The 23,303-nt window shown below is 64.5% G+C and carries 21 protein-coding genes and 1 pseudogene; 18 read left to right on the top strand and 4 right to left on the bottom strand.

The annotated features are described in order from the left end of the window. The first annotated feature begins 116 nt into the window (after positions 1-116). The 3 genes from BH95_RS10755 (at position 117) to BH95_RS10745 (ending at position 5,845) form a co-directional block, all read left to right on the top strand. On the top strand, positions 117-2,399 hold the full coding sequence (locus BH95_RS10755; RefSeq protein WP_037182060.1) for an ATP-binding cassette domain-containing protein: 2,283 nt from the start codon (positions 117-119) through the stop codon (positions 2,397-2,399). Positions 2,400-2,410: 11 nt separating this feature from the next. Beyond that, complete coding sequence (locus BH95_RS10750) at positions 2,411-3,286, top strand: SCO6745 family protein (RefSeq protein ID WP_442981366.1); 876 nt, start codon at positions 2,411-2,413, stop codon at positions 3,284-3,286. Between the two features lie 153 nt (positions 3,287-3,439). Beyond that, positions 3,440-5,845 carry an ATP-dependent Clp protease ATP-binding subunit gene (locus tag BH95_RS10745; RefSeq protein ID WP_037182058.1) on the top strand — a complete coding sequence of 802 codons (2,406 nt, stop codon included), beginning with the start codon at positions 3,440-3,442 and terminating at the stop codon, positions 5,843-5,845. A 29-nt stretch (positions 5,846-5,874) separates the two neighbouring features. On the opposite strand, the gene BH95_RS10740 is transcribed toward BH95_RS10745, so the two are convergent. Next, entirely contained in the window at positions 5,875-6,186 is a 312-nt protein-coding gene (locus BH95_RS10740; RefSeq protein ID WP_033187948.1) for a hypothetical protein, read from the bottom strand. 73 nt (positions 6,187-6,259) lie between these two features. Between BH95_RS10740 and BH95_RS10735 the strand changes: the two genes are divergently transcribed. Together BH95_RS10735 and BH95_RS10730 are read left to right on the top strand one after the other, a co-directional pair. Then, the gene (locus BH95_RS10735; RefSeq protein ID WP_037182057.1) at positions 6,260-6,556 is read left to right on the top strand and encodes an antibiotic biosynthesis monooxygenase family protein; all 297 of its coding nucleotides are present in this window, start codon (positions 6,260-6,262) and stop codon (positions 6,554-6,556) included. Between the two features lie 37 nt (positions 6,557-6,593). Continuing rightward, complete coding sequence (locus BH95_RS10730; RefSeq protein WP_037182347.1) at positions 6,594-7,457, top strand: alpha/beta fold hydrolase; 864 nt, start codon at positions 6,594-6,596, stop codon at positions 7,455-7,457. Here BH95_RS10730 and BH95_RS10725 read toward each other — a convergent pair. After that, positions 7,450-8,802, bottom strand: a complete 1,353-nt coding sequence (locus BH95_RS10725; RefSeq protein WP_020112725.1) for a cytochrome P450 — start codon at positions 8,800-8,802, stop codon at positions 7,450-7,452. The genes BH95_RS10730 and BH95_RS10725 overlap by 8 nt on opposite strands. Before the next feature lie 86 nt (positions 8,803-8,888). Here BH95_RS10725 and BH95_RS10720 point away from each other — a divergent pair, with 86 nt between their 5' ends. The 3 genes and pseudogenes from BH95_RS10720 to BH95_RS29515 all read left to right on the top strand — a co-directional run bounded on the left by BH95_RS10720 (position 8,889) and on the right by BH95_RS29515 (position 9,918). After that, the gene (locus BH95_RS10720) at positions 8,889-9,503 is read left to right on the top strand and encodes a TetR/AcrR family transcriptional regulator (RefSeq protein WP_244164919.1); all 615 of its coding nucleotides are present in this window, start codon (positions 8,889-8,891) and stop codon (positions 9,501-9,503) included. Positions 9,504-9,522: 19 nt separating this feature from the next. Next, positions 9,523-9,651: pseudogene (locus BH95_RS29520) on the top strand (DUF2256 domain-containing protein); the annotation flags it as partial. A 15-nt stretch (positions 9,652-9,666) separates the two neighbouring features. Next, on the top strand, positions 9,667-9,918 hold the full coding sequence (locus BH95_RS29515) for a DUF3253 domain-containing protein (RefSeq protein WP_230594088.1): 252 nt from the start codon (positions 9,667-9,669) through the stop codon (positions 9,916-9,918). On the opposite strand, the gene BH95_RS10710 is transcribed toward BH95_RS29515, so the two are convergent. Then, positions 9,915-10,529: a TetR/AcrR family transcriptional regulator gene (locus tag BH95_RS10710; RefSeq protein ID WP_037182055.1), complete on the bottom strand. Its 615-nt coding sequence runs from the start codon at positions 10,527-10,529 to the stop codon at positions 9,915-9,917. The genes BH95_RS29515 and BH95_RS10710 overlap by 4 nt on opposite strands. A gap of 128 nt (positions 10,530-10,657) precedes the next feature. Here BH95_RS10710 and BH95_RS10705 point away from each other — a divergent pair, with 128 nt between their 5' ends. Continuing rightward, a complete protein-coding gene (locus tag BH95_RS10705) occupies positions 10,658-12,868 on the top strand; it encodes an MMPL family transporter (protein WP_037182054.1) in 2,211 nt (736 codons plus the stop codon). A gap of 67 nt (positions 12,869-12,935) precedes the next feature. Here BH95_RS10705 and BH95_RS10700 read toward each other — a convergent pair whose 3' ends face one another. Then, complete coding sequence (locus tag BH95_RS10700; protein WP_019667701.1) at positions 12,936-13,880, bottom strand: sugar-binding transcriptional regulator; 945 nt, start codon at positions 13,878-13,880, stop codon at positions 12,936-12,938. 130 nt (positions 13,881-14,010) lie between these two features. On the opposite strand from BH95_RS10700, the gene BH95_RS10695 reads away from it, so the two are divergent. The 9 genes from BH95_RS10695 to BH95_RS10655 are packed head-to-tail and all read left to right on the top strand — an operon-like array spanning position 14,011 to position 23,295. After that, the gene (locus tag BH95_RS10695) at positions 14,011-14,652 is read left to right on the top strand and encodes an SIS domain-containing protein (protein ID WP_230620841.1); all 642 of its coding nucleotides are present in this window, start codon (positions 14,011-14,013) and stop codon (positions 14,650-14,652) included. Then, entirely contained in the window at positions 14,649-16,133 is a 1,485-nt protein-coding gene (gene xylB / locus BH95_RS10690) for a xylulokinase (protein WP_037182047.1), read from the top strand. Before BH95_RS10695 ends, xylB begins: the two co-directional genes overlap by 4 nt. Further along, positions 16,130-16,747, top strand: a complete 618-nt coding sequence (locus BH95_RS10685; RefSeq protein ID WP_037182045.1) for a hypothetical protein — start codon at positions 16,130-16,132, stop codon at positions 16,745-16,747. Before xylB ends, BH95_RS10685 begins: the two co-directional genes overlap by 4 nt. Beyond that, positions 16,744-17,787, top strand: a complete 1,044-nt coding sequence (locus BH95_RS10680; protein ID WP_037138612.1) for an NAD(P)-dependent alcohol dehydrogenase — start codon at positions 16,744-16,746, stop codon at positions 17,785-17,787. Before BH95_RS10685 ends, BH95_RS10680 begins: the two co-directional genes overlap by 4 nt. Further along, positions 17,784-18,548: an SDR family NAD(P)-dependent oxidoreductase gene (locus BH95_RS10675; RefSeq protein WP_019667696.1), complete on the top strand. Its 765-nt coding sequence runs from the start codon at positions 17,784-17,786 to the stop codon at positions 18,546-18,548. The genes BH95_RS10680 and BH95_RS10675 overlap by 4 nt, the downstream gene beginning before the upstream one ends. After that, positions 18,542-19,597 carry a zinc-dependent alcohol dehydrogenase gene (locus BH95_RS10670; RefSeq protein WP_019667695.1) on the top strand — a complete coding sequence of 352 codons (1,056 nt, stop codon included), beginning with the start codon at positions 18,542-18,544 and terminating at the stop codon, positions 19,595-19,597. The genes BH95_RS10675 and BH95_RS10670 overlap by 7 nt, the downstream gene beginning before the upstream one ends. Then, the gene (locus BH95_RS10665; RefSeq protein WP_019667694.1) at positions 19,594-21,192 is read left to right on the top strand and encodes a sugar ABC transporter ATP-binding protein; all 1,599 of its coding nucleotides are present in this window, start codon (positions 19,594-19,596) and stop codon (positions 21,190-21,192) included. Before BH95_RS10670 ends, BH95_RS10665 begins: the two co-directional genes overlap by 4 nt. Continuing rightward, entirely contained in the window at positions 21,189-22,208 is a 1,020-nt protein-coding gene (locus BH95_RS10660; RefSeq protein WP_019667693.1) for an ABC transporter permease, read from the top strand. Before BH95_RS10665 ends, BH95_RS10660 begins: the two co-directional genes overlap by 4 nt. Before the next feature lie 46 nt (positions 22,209-22,254). Continuing rightward, complete coding sequence (locus BH95_RS10655) at positions 22,255-23,295, top strand: substrate-binding domain-containing protein (RefSeq protein ID WP_019667692.1); 1,041 nt, start codon at positions 22,255-22,257, stop codon at positions 23,293-23,295. The last annotated feature ends 8 nt before the right edge of the window (positions 23,296-23,303 follow it).

The following is a 23,303-nucleotide window of genomic DNA, read 5'->3' as shown; positions in this document are numbered from 1 at the left end:
GGCGCACATCCGTCGAAGGGAGGATCGGGAGTCGATCGGCGAAAACCGGGAACGCCTAACGTACAGCGTACGGTAGACTGGTCGTTCACTCGACCGGCGAAAGGCAACTACACGCGATGACCACGGCCGAAGCACTAGACACCATCCTCGTTCGAGGCGCACGCGAGAACAATCTGCACGGCGTGGACCTCGACTTACCCAAACGTCGGCTCATCGTGTTCGCCGGAGTCTCCGGTTCCGGCAAATCCTCGTTGGTGTTCGACACCATCGCCGCCGAAGCGCAGCGCCAGATCAACTCGACCTTCACCGCATTCGCCCAGACATTCCTTCCCTCCTACGGCCGACCCGATGCCGATCTGATCGCCAACCTCTCCGCCGTCGTCATCGTCGACCAGAAGCGCCTGTTCGGAGGACCCCGGTCGACCGTCGGCACCATCACCGACATCGGTGACTGGCTGCGCATGCTGTGGTCCCGCGGGGTGACGCCGTCGATCGGCTACGCGAACGCGTTCTCCTTCAACGACCCGGCCGGCATGTGCCCCGAATGCGAGGGACTCGGGGAAGCGAAGATCATCGACATGGACGAGCTCGTCGACGAATCGAAGTCGTTGCGCGAAGGCCCTTTCAAGCACCCGGACTTCGAGCCGGGCAAGTGGCCGTACCGGGTGTTCGCCGACTCCGGGTTGTTCGATCTGGACGTTCCCGTCGAGCAGTACTCCGCCCGTGAACGCCACATCTTCTTCGATGCCAAGCCCGGTGAGGTCGACGTGGTCAACACCGAGGCCCTCATGAAGAGCTACGAAGGAATCGTTTCGCGCTTTCGCCGCAGCTATCTGTCGAAGGATGCCGATGCACTCAAGGGCAAAGCGAAGGCAGCGTTCGACCGGATCGTCACACGCGGCGAGTGCGAGGCATGTGGCGGCACCCGCTACAACGAGACCATCCGCGGCGCAACCCTCCACGGACTGTCGTTACCCGACGCCTTCGCCATGCAAGTGTCCGAACTCGCCGAGCGCATTGCCGGATGGAACCTGAGGGAACTGAACACCTTCCGTGACGAGATCGTGCTGCAACTGCGCAGGCTCGTCGATCTCGGGCTCGGCTATCTCAGTCTGAACCGAGCGACGTCGACCCTGTCCGGGGGCGAATCTCAGCGCATCAAGATGGTGCGCCACCTCGGCGCGACGCTCAACGACATGCTCTACGTGTTCGACGAGCCGACCACCGGCCTGCACCCACGCGACGTGCACCGCCTCAACGACATGCTCCTTGCGCTGCGAGACAAGGGAAACACGGTCCTCGTCGTCGAGCACGATCCTGAAGTGATGGCCATCGCCGATCGCATCGTCGAAATAGGCCCAGGCGCAGGCAAAACCGGCGGGAACGTGGTGTTCGAAGGAACCTACGACGAATTGGTGGCCGCCGACACCAGAACAGGTAGTGCGCTCCGCCGCGACGGTCACTCCATCTCCGCTCCACGAACACCCACCGACTACCTGCACATCACCGGTGCCGACACCCACAACCTCCGAAACGTCAGTGCCGACATTCCACTGGGCGTTCTGACAGCCGTCACCGGCGTCGCGGGATCGGGGAAATCGAGTCTCATCCACGGTCATCTGCGTTCGGTCGCACCCGACGCCGTCATCATCGATCAATCGCCCATCCGCGGGTCACGGCGCTCCTCCCCCGCAACGTATTCCGGACTCCTCGACCCCATCCGTGCGTACTTCGCGAAGAAGACCGGCCAGCCGGCGTCTCTGTTCTCTCCCAATTCCGACGGTGCCTGCCCCGACTGTCAGGGCAGCGGCATCATCTTCACCGATCTGGGGTTCACGGACCCGGTGTCCAGTACCTGTGAAACGTGCCAGGGACGGCGTTTTCGGCCGGGAGCGATCCGGCACACCGTCGACGATGTCAGTATCGCGGACGTATTCGAGATGTCCGTCGAGGACGCGCAGGACTTCTTCGAGGTCAAGAAGATTCGTGACATCCTGCACCGGTGCTCCGACGTCGGCCTCGGATATCTCTCGCTGGGCCAGAATCTTTCGTCGTTGTCCGGTGGAGAACGTCAGCGCCTCAAGCTCGCGACGGAACTGGTCGGGTCGTCTCCCATCCTGGTCCTGGACGAGCCCACTACCGGCCTGCACCCGTCGGATGTCTCGAATCTCATCGCACTGTTGTCCGGCATGGTCGACGAGGGCCGCAGCGTGATCGTCATCGAGCACAACCTCGACGTCGTCGCAGCGGCCGACTGGGTCATCGATCTCGGACCCGACGGCGGTCTGGGCGGAGGTGAGGTCGTGTTCACCGGAACGGTCGCGGATCTGGTGAACACCGACACGCACACAGGTGTCCATCTCGCCAAGAGCCTGAGGCGCCGACCCGACGGCAGGTAGGTTCGGTGATCATGAGCAGCGACACATCGACCGCCCTGGCCCGCGCCGCCTACACGACGTTCGAGCCGTTTCACATCACCGCCTATTTCAATCCCCTGCTGAAGTCGGTCTCCGCGGACGCCGGGGTGGACGGGCACGCGTGGTACGTCGGGTCGCGTGCCGCACCGCTCGGCGAGACCGCGGCGAGTGTCGTCGCGGCGACGTTCTACAACTTCAATCCCGCGCTGATCGAGCGCGTGTGGCCGGCCGCCGTTGACGCCGGGCTGGAGAAGATCACCGAACGCCGCTGGACCATGCTCGACACCGTCCTCGGCGACGCACTGGGCGAACTGGTGTCAGACCCCGATCTCCCCCGTGTGGCCGATCGACTGCGCGACATCGGCGACACCGCCTGTTTCGCAGGTCGGCCACTGTCTGCAGCATGGCACTCGACACAGCGACCGGACGCACCACATCTGGCGCTGTGGCATTCCATCGCCGTGATCCGCGAATGGCGAGGCGACGGGCACCTGGCCGCACTCGTCGACGCCCAACTCGATCCGACGGAAGCCGTCGTGTTCCACGAGGCGGAGCATCCGGACCCGAAAGCTCGACGAGTGCTCGGCAAGCGCATCACCCAACTCACCCGCCAGTGGTCGGACGAGGAGTGGGCCGCCGCCGCGGACCGTCTCGCCTCCCGCGGACTGCTCACGACCACCGACGGGCGAGAAGCCCTCACTGATCGAGGCGTCGAACAGGACGCGCACATCGAAGCCAGGACCGATGCGCTGGCGTCGTCGATCTGGAAGAACGTGCCCGACGCGGAAGCCCTGGTCACCAGCGTCCGCCCGTACGTCAAGGCCGTCATCGATGCGGGCATTCTGCCCGGCACCAAGAAGAAGAGCTGATCGACCGACCGTCTCCGAGCGCAAGGCCCCGTCGACCGTGGTCGGCGGGGCTTCGTGCTGCCCGGGGGAATTTATTCTTGTCGGAGGGAATTGATACCGTCGCGAGCACGTTAATTGAGCCGAAGACGCTCAACCTTGCAGTAGGAGGAACGAATGCCGGCATACCTGGGTCCGCAGGGTCCCCGCCGTATCGACATCAGCCGTTTGATGAGCACGGCTACCCAGTCGCTCATCGGAGATGCAGCCACGTTCGCTGCCGGTCGCGGTGATGCAGAATTGGATGCACTGCACGTTCTGCACGTCATGGCGAAGAACGACCCCACCCAGGACCTCATGCAGCGCGCGGGTGCGACGCCCGACTCGGTGGCGGACGCCGTGGAGCTTCGGCTCCCCCAGGCGCGCGAGACCTCGGTCAGTGCCACCACCCTGAGCAGCACCTTGAAAACCGCCATTCTCGAGGCTCACCACATCGCACAAAGCCTCGGTTCGACGTACATCGATCCCGAACACCTGTTCCTGTCCTTCGCCGCCGATCCGGAGCACATCGCCGGCCGGCTGCTCGCGGACGAGGGCATCACTCCCGAAGGCCTGCAGACCGCACTGAAGGGTGGTTCCGTGGAACCGCAGTCGGAGTCCGAGACGCCGACGCTCGACAAGTACGGCGTCGATCTGACCGAGCGTGCGCGCGAGGGTGGTATCGACCCGGTCATCGGCCGTTCCGACGAGATCGCGCAGACCATCGAAATCCTCTCCCGTCGCACCAAGAACAACCCGGTCCTCGTCGGCGAGGCAGGTGTCGGCAAGACTGCCGTCGTCGAAGGGTTGGCTCAGCGCATCGTCGACGGTGACGTTCCCGATCGCTTGTCGGGCAAGCGCATCGTGCAACTCGACCTGTCGTCCATGGTCGCGGGCACCCGCTACCGCGGTGATTTCGAGGAGCGCTTGACCAAGGTGATCGACGAGATCGTCGCGCACTCCGACGAACTCATCGTGTTCATCGACGAGGTGCACACCATCGCCGGCGCGGGCGGAGGCGCCGAGGGCGCCATGGATGCCGGAAACATCCTCAAGCCCAAGCTCGCTCGCGGCGAACTGCACATCGTCGGCGCCACCACCCTGGACGAGTACCGCACGAACATCGAGAAGGACCCCGCCCTCGAACGCAGGTTCCAGCCGGTGACGGTTCCCGAGCCGAGCGTGGACGACGCCAAGGCCATCCTCACCGGGCTGCGTAGTCGGTACGAGGAGCACCACGGTGTCACCTACACCGACGAGGCAATCAGTGCCGCCGTCGAACTCTCCGATCGCTACATCGGTGACCGCTTCCTCCCGGACAAGGCCATCGACCTGATCGATCAGGCGGGTGCCCGCAAGCAACTCGCCAGGCCGAGCATCGACGTCGACGCGATCGAGAAGAAGATCGCCGCAGTGGAAGTCGAGAAGGCGACGGCCATCGAGAAGGAAGACTACGAGCGCGCATCTCAGCTTCGCGACGAAGCACAGCGGTTGCAGGACCGCCTGAACGGCAAATCCGGTGACGATGCACCCGAGGTGTCCGCCGAGGACATCGCCGAGATCGTTTCGCGGGCAACCGGAATCCCGGCAAGCCAGATGACGCAGGAGGAGAAGGAACGTCTACGTCGTCTGGAATCCGAGTTGCACGAGCGCGTCGTCGGTCAGGACGAGGCCGTCGAGGCCATCGCCCGTGCGGTGCGGCGCAGCCGGACAGGCATGAGCGATCCGGACCGTCCCGTCGGCAGCTTCCTGTTCCTCGGTCCGACCGGCGTCGGCAAGACCGAGCTCGCAAAAGCCTTGGCTTCGTCTTTGTTCGGTGACGAGAAGAAGATGCTGCGCCTCGACATGAGCGAGTTCGGTGAACGCCACACCGTCAGCCGACTCGTCGGTGCGCCTCCCGGATACGTCGGTTACGGCGAAGCAGGCCAGCTCACCGAGCAGGTGCGGCGCAATCCGTACTCGGTGGTACTGCTCGACGAGATCGAGAAGGCCCACCCCGACGTGTTCGACACACTTCTCCAGGTGCTCGACGACGGCAGGTTGACCGACGGTCAGGGCCGCACGGTGAACTTCAGGAACACCGTGGTGATCATGACCAGCAACCTCGGCTCGGACATCATCTCCAGCAAGTCCGGCGGCACCGGTTTCAACACCGGTGTCCTCGACGAGAAGCCCTTGCGTGCGCGAGTCATGGGACGCCTCCGTGAATCGATGCGACCGGAGTTCCTCAACCGCATCGACGAAATCGTGGTGTTCCGCAAGCTCGATACCGGACAGCTCCACCGGATCACGGACCTGATGCTCGCCGAAAGCCGGGAACGTCTCTCGGCCAAGGGCATCGAGATCACGTTCAGCGACTCGGCCGTCGACTGGCTGGCGAAGAACGGTCACCAGCCCGAATTCGGTGCCCGGCCGTTGCGTAGGTCGATCCAGCGAGCACTCGACGACAAGATCGCCGACCTGCTGCTCGACGATGCCCTCACCGAAGGCGGCAGCGTATCGGTCGACGTCGCGGACGACGAACTCGCCTTGAACGTGGCGTAGCGCAACTCCGTCGAAACCCTCCCGTGCAGTCAGGCGCGGGAGGGTTTCTCACGTAGTGTCCACCGCCGATACCTGCGTACCGCTACGACGTAGCGCACCCACGCAACCAGCAGCGAAACAACAAGGATCAGAATCCATCCGACCATGACGAAGTACCAGGTTCCCCAAACCAGGACGAGGGCAACAGCCGCCCCTGCAGTCTCCGGCGAGAACACCCCATTCATTGCCGCCAAGACCCAGAGGACAACAATCGCAGTCCCTTCGCACACCCCGTAGGTCGCGACAGCACTCACCACGAGCGATTCCCGCCACAGCCACACGAACGACGGCTTCTGTTCCATTGATCCCCCACCAGCGCCATCGACGACACTCCCCGACCGGCAGAGTACAACGCACTGCGGCAAAGATGAGCAGATGATTCTTGAACATGCTCTACTTCACGTCACATTCGATCGCTCGGAGGAATTCGAGACCGCTTTTGCGCACGCCAAGTCGATCATCTCGGCGATGCCGGGGTTCGTGACACTTTCCCTCTCGCGCGGCGTGGAGCAACCAGGGGTCTACCTTCTGCTCGTCGAATGGGAGACCCTCGAAGCCCATACCGAGGGTTTCCGCGGATCAGCGGAGTACCAGGAGTGGAAGGCGTTGCTGCATCATTTCTACGATCCGTTTCCGGTCGTCGAGCACTTCTCGCCGGTTCTTCGGGCCTAGCATGGATGCACCCCTCAGCACCGAAGGAGACCAACCAGTGCCCACTGCAGCGTCGTACACCTCGAAGCAGGATCAGCTCGAGATCAGCACCAATACCTGGCCCACAGCGGTCACTCCTGCTCGTGGTGTCGTTCAGATAGCCCATGGTCTTGCCGAGCACGGCAGTCGATACGCCCGCTTCGCCGGGGCGCTGAACGACGCCGGGTTTCACGTCGTGGCATCCGATCATCGAGGCCATGGCGCGTCGATCGAGCAGACACCGGGCGATCTGGGGGCACGGGGCTTTCCTGCACTGTGGGCGGACATCGAACAACTGGGCGAGCAACTGTTGAACGAGTACCCGGACCTACCTCTGTTCCTCTTTGCACACTCGATGGGTTCGTTTGCTGCCCAACATGTTCTGATCGAGCGGTCCGATCTGTACGAGGGCGTGGTCCTGTCCGGGTCTACCACCCTCGATGTGCTCGCCGCGGGCATGGTCGACGCCCCGGCCGGTGATCTCAGCGTGTTCAACAGCGCCTTCGAGCACCGCACCGGATACGAGTGGTTGTCGCGCGACGAGTCGGAAGTCGACGCCTACGTCGCCGACGAGCTGTGCGGCTTCGACCTGCCCGCGGCGACGGTGCCCGCGTTGTTCACCGAGGCGGACAAGCTTGCAGATCCGCACGAGCTCGAGGAGATCCGGTCCGATCTGCCGCTGCTGATCACGTCGGGATCCGACGACCCGCTGGCCGGCGGCGGACAGCTGATCGAACAACTGGCCGCGCGCTACCGCGAGGCCGGGCTCAGCGATGTGACGGTGAAGATCTACCCAGGAGCCCGCCACGAGATCCTGAACGAAACGAACAGGGACGAAGTCACCGCAGACATCGTCGGATGGCTGAAGAGCCGCCTCACCTGAGCCGGAGCTTCACGGGCTGCCCGTCCTCCGGGAAGGGCAGCGACGTGAAGTTCAGTGGTGCAACGTAACTCGGGTCGACTTCCCAGTCGAATCGGAGCAACAGATGATGCATGATCGTCTTGATCTCCGCTCCGGCGAAGAACATTCCGATGCACTTGTGCACTCCGCCGCCGAACGGCTCCCACGCGTAGCGATGAACCTTGTCCTCGCGTCGATCTGCACAGAACCTGTCCGGATCGAACTTCTCCGGATCCGGCCAGTACTGCGCCATGTGATGAGTGAAGTGCGGGGCTACGGATGCGTATGTTCCGGCGGGGACGAACTTTCCCTGCACCTCGGTGTCCTTCACAGCGCGACGAGCCACGACGGGAGTCGGCGACACGAGGCGCAGGCATTCCTTCATGACCAGGTCGACGCTCACCAGTTCGTCGAGTTGATCCAGCGTCGGCGACTCCGTTTCCAGCGCAAGCGATTCGGCTCGGCACTTCTCCCTCCACTCCGGATGCTGCCCGAGATACTGCATCATCGTCGACAGCGTGATGGTCGAGGTGTCGTGCGCCGCCATCAGCAAGAAAATCATGTGGTCAACCACTTCGTCGTCCGAAAAACGCTGACCCGTATCGGATTCGATGTGACAGAGAACGGAGAAGAGATCATCGGTCTCGCGGGCGCGACGCGCAGGCAGATAACGCCGGAAGAAGTCGTCGAGCACCTTCCGTCCGTCGAGCCCACGCTTCCATCGAGTCCCGGGTAGGCGGTATCGAACGATCGACGTGGCAGCCTGGACGCAGGCCACGAAACTTGCGTTCACGACGTCGATCTCGGCATCGCTGCTGTTCTCGGCTCCCCCCATGAACACCGACGTCGCGACGTCGAGAGTCAGCGCCTTCAGTGCCGGATAGACCTGTACGGCGTCACCGGCATGCCACCCGTCGAGCCCCGAGGCGACCACCGGATTGAGAGAGTCGACCGATCTGACGAGCCTCTCACGGGTGAACGCCTGCTGCATGATTCGTCGATGTCGCAGGTGCTCGTCGGAATCCAACAGCATGAGCCCGCCGTGGAAGAACGGGCCGATGAGCAGCGACCACCCGTCGCTGTTGACGAACGCCTTGTCCTTGTTCTGCAGGACCTCCTGGCATGCGTCCGGCCCGAGGACGGTGATCCATCGCTGCCCGGCCATCGTCAGCCACGACACGTCGCCGTACTTGTCCCATCGACTACGAAACAGAGTCAGGGGATCGCGAATGTATTCGAGCGTGTGACCGACGACGGGCAGTCCCCCGTCACCGGAGACTGCTTTCAACGGGGATCGAGCCGGTGGTTCCGCCAGGATTCGTGCCATTCGCCAGACCTTCCTCGATCTGACAGGGAGCCCTGTCAGATAACTGTAGTGTGCGTCACACTTCTCGCGTCTGTCAACATCTACTCATGTCGACAACCCGCAGATACGCAGGCATGAGCGCCGACGACCGTGCCGCCGACCGTCGGGCACGCCTACTCGAAGCTGGGCTGGAGGTGTTCGCGACCTCAGGAGCCAACGGCGCAACCATGACGGCGATCTGCGCACAGGCCAAACTCACCGAACGCTACTTCTACGAGAGCTTTACCAGCCGAGATGATCTACTGCGCAACGTCGTCGACGCGGTGTCCGACGAGATCCGCACCGCAGCCCTGGACGCACTCCACTCCCCCGCGGACAGCGTCGAAGCACAGGTCCGACACGCCATCACCGCGTTCGTCACGGTCCTCACCGACGATCGACGCAAAGGCCGCGTCGCGATGATCGAGTCCTCGGCCGTCGAGTCGCTGCGCACGCATCGCCGGGAGTCGATGCGTGAATTCGCCCGCCTCGTCGCCGCAGAAGCCCACGAACTCTACGGCGACCACGCATTGCCCGAGCCCGAGTCGCAGATCACCGGCCTCCTGTTCATCGGAGGCCTGGCCGAACTCGTCGTCGCCTGGTTGAACGACGAGATCGACGTGACCCCGTCACAGATCGTCGACGCCGCAACACGCCAGTTCGTCGCGACGACGCATCGCTGAAAAAGCTAGAGTCGAGAAAGTGGCCCACACTCGTCGACCGAAGCAGTCGACACCCGCGGACAAGACCTGTGCGTCGTGCGGGCGGCGCATCGAGTGGCGCAAGAAGTGGGAGAAGAACTGGGATGACATCAAGTACTGCAGTGATTCCTGCCGGCGGCACAAGGTGAGCGCGACGGACCGTCAGCTGGAGGACAAGATCCGGGAGCTGCTCGACGCCCGCTCGCGGGATTCGACGATCTGCCCGTCGGACGTAGCGCGCGCGATGTCCGAGAACGACTGGCGAGACCTGATGGAGCCGGTGCGCAAAGCTGCACGCCGCCTGGTCGACGCCGGGGAAGTTCAGATCACCCAGAAAGGTTCGGTCGTGGATCCGTCGACAGCCAAGGGCCCGATCAGGATCCGGTGGACGCGCTAGTCGTCCAACCGTGGGAGCAGTGGGGGTTCCGAATGCAGCTGCTGCATCACTGATTTCAAGATTCCCAGGATCCGCGGCAGCGCTTCGGCATCGTCACCCAGTTCGCGCATGGGGCTTCCTTCGCCGACGAGCTCGAGCACCATCGTCGCCATCCGGGCAGTCGCCTTGCTGTACAGGTCGTCGTGCGGGCGTCCGAGCCTGTCGGCGACCGCCTGCTCGAGCATCTCGCGCTCGTGCATGTACTGCTCGAACAGCCGTGTCGTGAGCGACGGCGTCACGTCCAGAATCTGCTGAATCTGCACGAAGCGCTCACTGCCCGCCCGAGGCGTGAGGAGCAGCGCACGGAGCGCATGGCCCAACGACACCTCCAGTGGCTCGTCCTCGGGGCGCGAACGCAGCTCGTCCGCCATCTGCCCGTTGAGCTCCAACGGTCCGACGACCAGTAGGTCCTTCGTTGGGTAATACCGGTACAACGTGGTCGTGCCGATCTCGGCCTTGGCCGCGATCTCTTCCATCGTCGTCTTCTCGTATCCGCGATCGAGGAACAGCGAGAATGCCGCGTCGAGTATCAACTCACGCGTCTGCGCCGCGTGCACTTCACGTAACCCCATGCTCAGCAATGTAGCAGCTGCCCCCTTTTCGGTAGTGACTACCGTCACGGGTCAGAAATGTGGTAGTCACTACCAAGTAGGTTTACGCTTCTCAATCAGAGATCACCTCCAATCGAAAGGTGCCACCCATGGCATGGCAACTGTTCAGGCTGGGCCGATGGTCCTTCCTGCATCGCAAACTCGTCGCCGGCGTCTGGGTGGTATTACTGCTGCTCGGAGTGCTCGGCGCGTCCACGTTGAACACCCAGACGTCCGACTCGTTCGAGCTCGACGGCATCGAGTCCACCGAAGCCTTCTCGCTCATCTCCGAGCGCAGCGGTGAATCCGCAGACGGTGCCACCGCACGCATCGTGTTCGAAGCGCCCGAAGGCCAGTCGCTGACGGAACCATCGAATCGAACCGCAGTCGCCGACGCCATCGCGTCGGTCCAGTCCGAGCACGTCGCGTCGGCAACGGATCCGTTCACCGCAGGCACCATCTCGGAGAACGGTCGGGCCGCCTACGCGACCGTCACTTACACGACGCCGGCTATCGATCTCGTCGACGCGGACCGCACCGCTCTCGACGAGGCGAAGACGGTCGGTGAAAACGCAGGACTCACCGTCGCTGTCGGTGGCGACGCCGTCACGGCCATGGGAGAGGTTCCCCTCGGAGAACTGATCGGCATCGGTGTCGCGATCATCGTCCTGGCCATCACCTTCGGATCGCTCGTCGCCGCAGGCATGCCCCTGCTGACGGCACTCATCGGTGTCGGAATCGGCATCATGGGCATCACCGTCCTCGGCGCATTCGTCGAACTCAGCTCGGTCACTTCGGCATTGGGCACGATGCTCGGACTCGCCGTAGGAATCGACTACGCCCTCTTCATCATGTCCCGCTACCAGAGCGAAGTCAGACAGGGACATTCACTGGAGGAGGCGGCAGGCAAAGCCGTCGGCACTGCCGGGTCGGCGGTCATCTTCGCCGGACTGACCGTCATCATCGCGCTCGCCGGACTCTCGGTGTGCGGCATCGGATTCTTGACGCAGATGGGCGTCGGCGGCGCCTTCATGGTGTTCATCGCCGTGCTCGTCGCACTGACGTTGCTGCCCGCGATCCTCGGTTTCGCCGGCAAGAAGGTCCTCGGAGGGAAGATCAAAGGCCTGAAGACCGTCGATCCCGAGAACCCGGAGACACGCACCAACGGGCAGCGGTGGGTCGAGAAGGTGAGCGCGTTCAAATGGCCCGCGCTCGTCGCAGGTCTGCTTGTCGCCGCTGTGGTCTCGCTGCCCATCGCCTCGATGGAACTGGCACTGCCCGACGACGGTACCGCCCCCACCGGCAGTGACAACCGCGTCGCGTTCGACACCATCGCCGACAACTTCGGCCCCGGCGCCAACGGTCCCCTCGTCGTCGTCGTCGACACCGAAGGTGCTGCGGATCCCGTCGCGGCCGTCGGCACCGCCGTCGACAAGCTGGAAGCAATCGGCACCGACATCTCGACCATCGTGCCTCCGGTCGCCGAGGTACTCGAACCCCAGCTTGCAGCAGTCGGATTCACTACGGTGCAGATCATTCCGGACAGCGCACCGTCCGATGCCGCCACCAAGGAACTAGTGTCGACGATCCGCACCACCATGGCGGATCTACCCTCCGAGACCGGAGCCCGCGCCCTGGTCACCGGACAGACAGCAGTGGGAGTCGACATCGCCGACGAACTCACCTCGGTGTTCCCGCTGTACCTGGCAGTGGTCGTCGGGCTCGCCTTCATCCTGCTGATGTTGGTCTTCCGCTCGATCCTCGTGCCTCTCAAGGCTGCTCTCGGATTCCTGCTGTCCGTGGGCATCTCGCTCGGAGCGACGGTGGCAGTGTTCCAGTGGGGCTGGTTGGCGAACCTCATCGGCGTCGACACCCAGTCACCCGTCGTGTTCATCCTCCCGCTGCTGCTGACCGGCATCCTGTTCGGTCTGGCCATGGACTACGAGGTGTTCCTCGTCAGCCGCATGCGAGAGGCCTACGTCCACGGCACCCCCGCGAAGCAGGCCGTGATCGTCGGATTCCAGCACAGTGCTCGCGTCGTCGTCGCGGCAGCCGTCATCATGTTCGGCGTCTTCGCCGGCTTCGCGCTGACCGACCAGGTGATCATCAAGACCATCGGATTCGCCTTGGCCATCGGCATTCTCGCCGACGCGTTCTTGGTCCGCATGATGATCGTCCCGGCCGTCATGGCCATCGTCGGCGACAAGATGTGGTGGTTGCCCAAGTGGCTGGACCGAGTCCTGCCGAACCTCGACGTCGAAGGCGAAGGCTTGAACGACAAGCTGGCCCCGGCGAGAACTCCGGAACCTGCACACAGCTGACCTCAGGATCCGTCGTGGCCGCCTCGATCGCCCGAGGCGGCCACTTCGGCTTCGTGCGGGCGGCGTGTCAGCGAAGCAGCCCCGCAGCGGTGGTCGCGTCGATGATCAGCGAGGACACCAAGCCGGACTTCAGAACGGACCGAACAGCCTCGAGTTTCTTCTCGCCCGCGACGATGGCGACGACGTCGGCGATCCCCCTCAAGTCCTCTTCCGACACCCCGATCCGGCGATCGTCCAATCCCTCGACGCGATTACCGTCGGAGTCGAGCAACAAAGCACACGACTCGGCGACCACACCTCGTGCCGTCAGTTCTTTCGCCTCAGCCGGCGACACCAAGTCGTAGACCTGAGACAATCCCGGTTGCCACGCGCCGATGGACACAACAGCTTTGGTCACCGACGCATGATGTTTCAGCGTCTCCTGAATGCCACGACTTCCCCGCAACGCGTCGCCGGTTCTGGAGTCGGCCACCACCAGCGGCGCATACATCGACCACGCGTGTCCGCCACCGAGTTCGGTGATCCGACGCACCAACTCGGCCGAGGTCGAGCTGACTGCTCCCGCCATTCCGGTCAACTGCACCACGTCGCACGTCGCGATCGAATCCAGATGCGTCGTCATCCTCGACAACGTTCGACCGCAGTCCACCCCGAGTACGTCAGTGGGAGTGACGATTTCGCTGAGCAGATCAGCGGTGACACGGCCGACGGCGTCCCAGAGAACGCCCTGCTCCTCCCCTCCCGTACGCACTGCGAACGCCATGCGTAACCCGAAGGTGTCCTTGAGCGCACGAGACAGTTCGATGTCGATGGACTCGGGTGCATGAACCTTGATCTCGACCATGCCCGACGCCACGGCGTCCTCGAGTATTCGCGCCACCTTGAATCGGGAGAGCCCCAGTTCCTCGGCGATCTGTATTCGGGTACGGCCGTCGAGGTAGTAGCGCCGCGCGACCAGTCCGCGCTGAGTCAGTTCTTCCGGACCAACCCGCGGAACATTCTGCTCCGGCATGACCCCTCCCTTCGGCTCACATGAGCCTCATCATGATGCCTCATGCTCATATGAGCAACCTCGTTGACATATGAGCAACTAGCAATGCATGATCCTGTTCACAAATCACGTGAGCAGTGAGGTACTACATATGAGCGAGCTCGACGACGCTGAACTGCAGCGTCTCGCGCACACGGTGTTGGTCCGAGAGGCCTCGGGCCTGAACGGCCTGGCCGACACCGTCGAACCGAGCGTCGTTCGCGTCGCCCGGGCACTGGTCGAGACCAGGGGCAAGGTCATCACCACCGGTTCCGGCACGTCCGGGATCATGGCCGAACGACTGGCTCACCTGTTGTCGGTATGTGGAACCCCGTCCCTGTACCTCCCCGCGATGGATGCACTCCACGGCGGGATGGCTGCGATCAGCACCGACGACCTCGTCCTCGCGATCTCGAAGACCGGTCGATCGGCCGAACTCACACAATTGACGAGCCGACTCGTCGGTCGCGGGATTCGAGTCGTCGCCGTCACGGAAGCTGCGAACTCTCCGTTCGCCCGGGCAGCAACCGACATCGCCGAACTACCCGCCACCGCACCCGATGCCGATCCCGGCAACATGATCGCGCTCGCCAGCACCTTGGCCGTCGGCGCATGGGGCGACGCAGTCAGCGTCGTCGCCATGGCGCTCACCGGCCACACCCTCCACGACGTCGTCAACTCGCATCCCGCAGGGGGCGTCGGTACCCGTGAGGACGTATTGGACAGCAACGACGCACCGGTGGTGGGACTGTGAGCCGCAGCGTCGTCATCGGCATCGACTCGTCCACCCAGTCGTGCAAAGCGGAGGTCCGCGACGCCGACACCGGTGACCTCCTCGGCTCCGGCACTGCGCCGCACACGCCTGCATTCCCGCCGTGCAGCGAACAGGATCCACGGTCGTGGTGGGACGCCCTGGTCACCGCCGTCCGCGCCGCGCTGGCGGCCGCAGGCGACGTCTCGGTCTCCGCGATGTCGGTGGCAGCACAATGCCACGGATTGGTTCTTCTGGGCGCGGACGACGAACCCCTACGTCCTGCCAAACTGTGGAACGACACGACCGGCGCCGACCAGCTGGCGAAACTCGTCGAGCGAATCGGCGGGCCGGAATGGGTGCGCCGAATCGGGTCACTGCCCACCGCCGCCTTCACGATCGCGAAGCTCGCATGGGTGGCCGAGCACGAACCCCGTGTACTGGATGCCGCGCAACGCGTTCTTCTTCCGCACGACTACCTGACCTACCGCCTCACCGGCCGCGCCGTGACCGATCGCTCCGACGCGTCCGGCACCGGATACTTCGACGCCACGACCGATTCCTGGCTACCCGAGTACCTCGATGCCGCTGCCGGCGCACGTGACTGGCTTCCGATGCTGCCGACTGTCCTCGGCGGCGCCGACGCGGCAGGCCACGTGACCGAGCGCGCAGCCACCGAGCTCGGCATCACCGGACCGGTACTCGTCGGCGCAGGTGCAGGCGATCAGCACGCCGCGTACCTCGGTCTCGGCCTGCGCGACGGCGATCAATACGTCGGTCTCGGCACGTCGGGCGTCGTCGCGACCTCCACGCGCACCCCGGTGTTCGACGAAGGCGGCGTCGTCAACGGGGTCGCCGACGCGACGGGCGGTTACCTACCGCTCATCTGCACCCTCAACGCGGCACGGGTAGGAGACACTGCGGCCAGGATCCTCGGAACCGATCACACCGGCCTCGCCGAGCTCGCACTCGCCGCGGGACCGACTGTCGGCCCCACGCTGGTGCCGTTCCTCGACGGCGAACGCACGCCCAACCGTCCCCACGCCCGTGGGCTGCTGTCCGAGATCACGTCGGCGACGACGCGCGAGGAAATGGCACGTGCATTCCTGGAAGGCCCCCTGCTGTCCCTGCTTTCGGGCCGAGACGCACTACGCTCGTTCGGCATTCGCTGCGAAGGCCCCCTGACGGTCGTCGGAGGCGGTGCCCGGTCGCGGGCGACCCTGCAACTGCTGGCGGATCTCGCCGGCGACACGGTGACCGTGCCCGACGCCGACGAGGCGACCGCTCGCGGCGCGTGCGTACAGGCCGCGGCGGTCGCTGCGGGTCACGACATCGACGGCATGGTCGCGCTCTCTCAGCGCTGGACGCCCACGGACCGCGCGACGGTTGCGCCCCGCAAGACCGAGCGCGACATCGACGCGGTTCGCGAGAACTGGCGTCGGGCAGCAGCTGTGGACGTGCTCGATCGGAGCGACGCGCCATGACCGTCGCGCTCGCTCCCTGGCACACCGGCCTCGAAAGCATCCTGGCGGGAAGCATCTACGCTGCTCCATCCGGCTCACGCATCGACGCCGCGCGTGCCCTCGTCGCCGCGGGAATCTCGGTGCACGTCGACGTCATGGCGCCAGGGGAAGGTCTGCCCACCGGCATCGACCCCGCCGAGCTCGCCGAACTCGCCCAAGTTGTTCCGCAGCCCATGATGGGGATCCATCTCATCGGCAGCGCCGCAGGAGTTCGCATGATGCTGCCGACGATCCCGGACTGCGGAGATCTGTACGTACCTATCGGGATTCGGGACGAACGCAACTGCCGATTCTGGGCAGCGGTCTGGGACGAGTTCGACGACACTCCACCCACCACCGAGGATCTGCAGGGATACCACGGGGTGCTCGTCATGCTTCTGGAGCCGGGTACATCCGGCACTGCAGACCCGGATCGACTGGAGTCCGTGCGAACGTTCTCCGCCCACGGTGACGTCACCGTCGACGGCGGTGTCACACCCGACCTGATACCCCGCTGCCGCTCCGCCGGCGCCACGACGCTCGTCGTCGGCCGCGCCCTACTCACCGATCACTCACTGCCGGAAGGACAATCATGACCACCGCCACACCCACACCTCCCGCATCGTCGATGCGCGCGAGCGTGATGACCGGCGTGCGCACGCTCGAGATCGAGGACAGACCCGTCCCCACCCCGGCACCGTACGAAGTTCTGATCGAGGTCGCTGCTGTCGGCGTCTGCGGCTCGGATGTGCACTACTACCGGGAGGGACGCATCGGCGACTTCGTCGTGAACGACCCGATGGTGCTCGGCCACGAACTGTCCGGCCGCATCGCCGCTGTCGGTGACGGTGTCGACACCGCGCGGATCGGCCAGCGCGTCGCCGTCGAACCACAGCATCCGTGCCGCCGCTGCGCGCAGTGCATGGCCGGCCGCTACAACCTGTGCCCCGACATGAAGTTCTACGCGACACCGCCGATCGATGGCGCGTTCTGCCGGTACGTCACCATCGACGCCGACTTCGCACACCCCGTCCCGGATTCGCTGTCCGACGAGGCTGCTGCACTTCTCGAACCGCTGTCGGTGGCCGTCACGACGATGCGCAAGGCGGGCATCGTGCCGGGATCGTCGATCCTGATCGCCGGAGCCGGACCCATCGGCATCATCACCGCCCAAGCAGCGCGTGCATTCGGGGCGGCACGCATCGTGGTCTCCGATCCCGTCGAGTCGCGGCGTGAACGCGCCCTCACCTTCGGCGCGACCGAGGTCATCGACCCGATGACCCAGGATGTCGCAGCACTCGCCCCCCAGGTCGACGCGTTCGTCGACGCCAGCGGCGCAGTCCCCGCCGTCCAGAGCGGCATCCGCGCCGTCGGCCCGGCAGGCCGTGTCGTCCTCGTCGGGATGGGCGCCGACAACTACCCACTGCCGATCAGCCATATCCAGAACCTGGAGATCACCGTCACCGGTGTGTTTCGTTACACCGACACCTGGCCGGCGGCAATCCATCTCGCGTCCAGCGGGCTCGTCGATCTCGATCGACTCGTCACCGGACGCTACGACCTCGAACACGTCGCCGACGCGCTCGAGAGCGACACCGACCCTGCCAGCCTCAAGTCGATAGTGGTGCCAGCATGAGCAAGAATCCTTTCGATCTGACCGGACGAACCGCAATCGTCACGGGCGGCAACCAAGGACTCGGACGCGCGTTCGCGTTCGGTCTCGCCGCTGCGGGCGCCCACGTCGCCATCGCCGGACGCAGCGCAGAACGGAACGAGAAGGTCGTCGCCGAGGCCGCAGCCGAGGGATACACGTTCGAGGCCATCACCGCCGACATCACCGAACGTGCCGACATCGAGCGCATGACTGCCGAGGCACTCGAGAAGCTCGGCCGGATCGACATTCTCGTCAACAACGCCGGCACCTGCTACCACAACGATTCGTGGGACGTCACCGAGAACGAGTGGGACAACGTCTTCGATCTCAACGTCAAAGCATTGTGGGAGTGCAGCATTTCTGTCGGCGCACACATGCGCGAGCGCGGCACGGGCTCGATCGTCAACATCGGGTCCATGTCCGGCATCATCGTCAACCGCCCCCAGATGCAACCCGCGTACAACGCATCGAAGGCAGCCGTGCACCACCTCACCAAATCACTTGCCGCGGAATGGGGAACGCTCGGAATACGCGTGAACGCAGTCGCACCCGGCTACTGCAAGACGGAGATGGCACCCGTCGACCGGCCCGATCTGCAGCGCTACTGGATCGAGGATGCACCGATGCAGCGCTACGCGATGCCCGAGGAGATCGCCCCGAGCGTCGTCTTCCTCGCCAGTGACGCCGCAAGCTTCATCACCGGATCGGTTCTCGTCGCAGACGGAGGCTACACAGCATGGTGAGCACCGAAACTGCAACCGTTCGACGCATTCTCGTCGAAGGAATCGACGACGTCAGCGTCGAGACCGTCGACGTTCCCGAAGCCGGACCCGGTGAAGTGCGGGTGCGCAGCACGGTCGTCGGAATCTGCGGATCCGACATTCACGCCGCGCACGGCCGTCATCCGTTCATCGACCTGCCGTTCCGCCCCGGCCACGAGGTCGTCGGCGTCGTCGACGCCGTCGGTGACGGTGCCGACGCCTCGCTCGTGGGCACCCGCGTGGTGATCGAGCCGAACCTGGCGTGCGGGCACTGCACCCAATGCCGCGCGGGACGCTACAACATCTGCGCCGAACTCGCCGTCTTCGGATGTCAGACCCCTGGCGGACTCACCGACGCCTTCACCATCGCCGCGGATCGCGTCATCCCGCTGGCCGACGGCCTGGACGACCGCCACGCCGCCCTCATCGAACCTCTCGCCACACCGGTGCACGCCGTACGCCGCGCAGCGGGTCTGGTCGGCGGTCTGGACGGCAAACGCGTCGCCGTCCTGGGTGCGGGGCCGATCGGACTGTTCGTCCTGCTCGCCGCACGCCGCGCCGGTGCCGTCGTCGTCGTCGCGGACCTGCTCGATTCCAAGCGGGCACGCGCCGAACGTCTCGGCGCTGTCGGCAGTTTCGATCCGACGTCGGGCGACGCCGTCTCTGCCGCGAAAGACGCTCTCGGCGGGCCGGCCGATGTGGTCATCGACTGCGTGTCCCGTGAATCGTCGGTTGCGCAGGCGATCGACATCGTCGACAAGGGCGGCGCCGTACTGATCGTCGGTGTCGCAGCCGGCGCCACCCCGGTCCCCCTCGATCTGATCCAGGACCGCGAGATCGTCGTCGCCGGATGCCTCATGTACGTGCGAGAGGACGTCCAGGAAGCAATCGACATGCTCACCGAGGGTACGGTCCCGATCGACGAGTTCGTCACGGCGGAGTTCCCGCTGGAACGCGCAGCGGACGCGTTCGCCGCCTCGACCGACCCCGAGCACGTCAAGGTCCTGATCACCGTCGGTGACCGACCATGACCGGGCTGCTCGAATGTCGGGACGTGACCAAGAGTTTCGGCGGCGTTCCCGTGCTGAAGGGAATCACCCTCGAGCTCGAACCCGGCACCGTCACGGCTCTGGCCGGCGAGAACGGTGCGGGCAAGTCGACGCTCATGAAGATCGCGACCGGTCAGCTGCGCGCCGATACCGGCACGGTCACGATCGGCGAGCACACGCTCTCCTCCGGTGATCCCCGCGACGCAGTGCGTCACGGCGTCGCGATCGTCCCGCAAGAGCTGGCATCGATCGACGACATGACGGTGTACGAGAACATGTTCGTCGGACGCGAGAAGCGGCGCGGCCTCTTCCTCGACCGTCGCGCGATGATCAAGGAAGCCGCCGAGACCCTCAGTGTCTTCGACGTCTCCATCTCCCCCACCGCACGTATGGGGTCGCTACCGGTCGGCCTTCGACAGATCATCGAGATCGTCAAGGCCGCCCGCACGGGTGCACAGGTGGTCATGCTCGACGAGCCGACCTCGGCCATTTCCGAGCGGGAAGTCGAGGGGCTGTACAAAGTCATGCAGCAGCTCCGCGACCGCGGAGTCGCCATGGTGTACACCACCCACAAGATGGCCGAGATCCGCGCGATCGCAGACCGTGTCGTCGTTCTGCGTGACGGCAAGTTGATCACCGACGAGAAGCTCACGGACATCACCGACGACGACATCGTCACTGCGATGATCGGCCGTGAACTGGAGAATCTCTTTCCTTCCGTCGGCAAGGACACCGGGGACGTCGTCCTGGAAGTCGAGAACCTTCAGGTCGTCGGCGCATCCGAGCCGGTGAACCTGACCGTCCGCCGCGGCGAGATCGTAGGCCTCGCCGGGCTTGTCGGCGCCGGCCGCACCGAGTTGCTCGAAGCGCTGTTCGGCATGCGCGCGGTCACGTCGGGAACCGTGAAGGTTTCCGGCAAGACGGTTCCGAAAGGTAAACCAGCGGCGGCGATCACCGCAGGGATGGCCATGGTGCCCGAGGACCGCAAGGTCAACGGTGTGGTGCTGTCGATGAGCGTGCTGGACAACGGTTCTCTGCCGAGACTGTCCTCGTTCAGTATCGCCGGATGGCTTCGCACCAAGTCCCGCTCCACGGCAGTGTCCGACGCCATGGACTCGGTCCGACTCCGTAGCCGTGGACTCGGCCAGAGCGTGGGAACTCTGTCGGGCGGAAATCAGCAGAAAGTCGTACTCGCACGCTGGCTTACCGGTACCGTCGACGTGTTGCTGCTCGACGAGCCCACCCGCGGCGTCGACGTCGGAGCTCGCTCCGAGATCTATCGCATCATCACCGAATTCGCCAGCCGCGGAATGGCCGTCGTCATGGCGTCGTCGGACATGCCGGAAATCGTCGGACTGTCTCATCGTGCGTTCGTCATGCGCGAGGGTGCCTTCGTCGGTGAACTGGACCGAGATGCGCTCGATCACCCCGAAGTTCAGGACTCGGTGTTCAGGCTGGCCACGGCCCTCGACACCCGGACCACCGACACCGTTGCGACCGACACCCGGACCACCGATACACCGAGCGACACCGTTGCGACCGACAAGCGGTCGACATTCGAGGAGGCACCACAGTGACAACACCCGTCGCTGAACCGGACGAGAAGACGTCCGTATCGGCCATCACAGGGGAACCGGTGCGCCGGTTCTCCAGCGCGTGGGCCGGCGCGCTCGCCCTGCGCTATTCGATGGTCATCGTCATGCTGCTGGTGATCGCGTATTTCTCCTACCGCAGTGCGCGATTCGGCACCGTCGACAACCTGCAGACCATTCTCGTCGCGGCTGCACCGTTCGCGCTGATCGCACTCGGTCAGACGCTGGTGATCCTGACCGGTGGAATCGACCTCTCGGTCGGCAGCGTCATCGCAGTGTCCGCCATGGCGTCCGCTGCTGTGGCCAAGGCCAACCCAGGACAGGTCTGGCTGACCGTGCTGGTCGCGATGTTCGTCGGCCTCGTCGCAGGTTCCATCAACGGATTCCTGGTTTCCCGCATCAATGTTCCTCCGTTCATCGCGACACTCGGTATGCTCACCGCAGGTTCAGGTTTCGCGTATGTGATCGGTGGTGGCGCTCCGATCAACGGCCTTCCGGCCGAGTTCGGCCAGATCGCCAACACCAAGATCTTCGGACTTCAGATTCCCGTCCTCGTGATGATCATCGGCATCGTCGTCCTGGCAGTGGTGATGAAGCGGACCGCCTACGGCATGCGTGTCTACGCGGTCGGTGGAAACCGTACCGCTGCAGAGATCGCGGGCATCAATGCCAAGAACGTTCTCTTCAGCGTCTACGCGCTGTCCGGAGTGCTCGCCGGATTGTCCGGTGTGATGCTGGCGTCGCGCGTCATCTCCGGTCCACCGAACCTGGGCCAGGGCTACGAGCTCGACGCCATCGCGGCCGTCGTCATCGGAGGCGCAAGCCTCATGGGCGGACGCGGCACCATCTGGGGAACTGCGCTCGGCCTGTTCATGATCCAAACCCTCAACAACGGTCTCGACCTGCTCGTCGTCCCCGCGTACTGGCAGGACGTCATCAAGGGCGTGCTCATCGTCGCTGCCGTCTCGGTCGACGTCTGGTCGTCCAAGCGAAGAACCTGACCGCTCTCGTCCCTCACCTCACTACCCACCGATCCGGAGAAGAACAATGAAGTTTGCTTCCAAGATGCTGACCGTGGCGGCCACGGGCATCCTCGCCGTCGGCGTCACTGCCTGCGGCGCAGGCGACACCAGCGCCCAGGACGGCAAGACGCGCATCGGCGTCACCGTGTACGACATGAGTTCCTTCATCACCGCAGGCAAGGAGGGCATGGAAACCTACGCTGCGGCCAACGACATCGAGCTGCTGTGGAACTCGGCGAACAACGACGTCTCGGTCCAGGCCAGCCAGGTCGATTCCCTCATCAACCAGGGCGTCGACGCCATCATCGTCGTTCCGGCACAGGCTGATTCGCTGGCACCTCAGGTCCAGTCCGCCAAGGACAAGGGCATCCCGGTCATCGCCGTGAACGCCGAACTCGAGACCGACCAGATCTCCGGCAACGTTCAGCCCGACGACGTCGCAGCAGGCGCGCAGGAGATGCAGATGATGGCCGACGAGCTCGGCGGGCGCGGCAACATCGTCATCCTGCAGGGACCGCTCGGTGGCTCCGGTGAGATCAACCGCGGTGCGGGCATCGATCAGGTACTCGCGAACTACCCGGACATCAACGTGCTGGCCAAGGACACCGCCAACTGGAAGCGCGACGAGGCAGTCAACAAGACCAAGAACTGGCTCTCGAGCTTCGGCGACCAGATCGACGGCGTCGTCGCGCAGAACGACGACATGGGCCTCGGCGCGTTGCAGGCGCTGAAGGAAGCCGGACGCACCGACGTCCCGATCGTGGGAATCGACGGTATCGAGGACGGCCTCAACGCCGTCAAGAGCGGTGAGTTCATCGGCACGTCCCTGCAGAACGGCACCGTCGAACTCTCGGCAGGTCTGGCAGTCGCCCACAAGATCGCGCAAGGCGAAGACGTCGACACGGCACCGGTGTACGTCATGCCTGCCATCACCGCAGACAACGTGGACGTCGCCATCGAGCACGTCGTGACCGACCGTCAGGCGTTCCTCGACGGACTGGTGGATCTGACCGCTCAGAACCTCGAGACCGGCAACATCGCCAACGAAGGAATCCCCGGGCAGTAACTTTCCCG

It is taken from the genome of Rhodococcoides fascians A44A (assembly GCF_000760735.1).
Classification (GTDB): Bacteria; Actinomycetota; Actinomycetes; order Mycobacteriales; family Mycobacteriaceae; genus Rhodococcoides; species Rhodococcoides fascians_E.
Note: the sequence above shows the minus strand (reverse complement) of the source record. Positions and strands in the feature narration are given on the sequence as shown.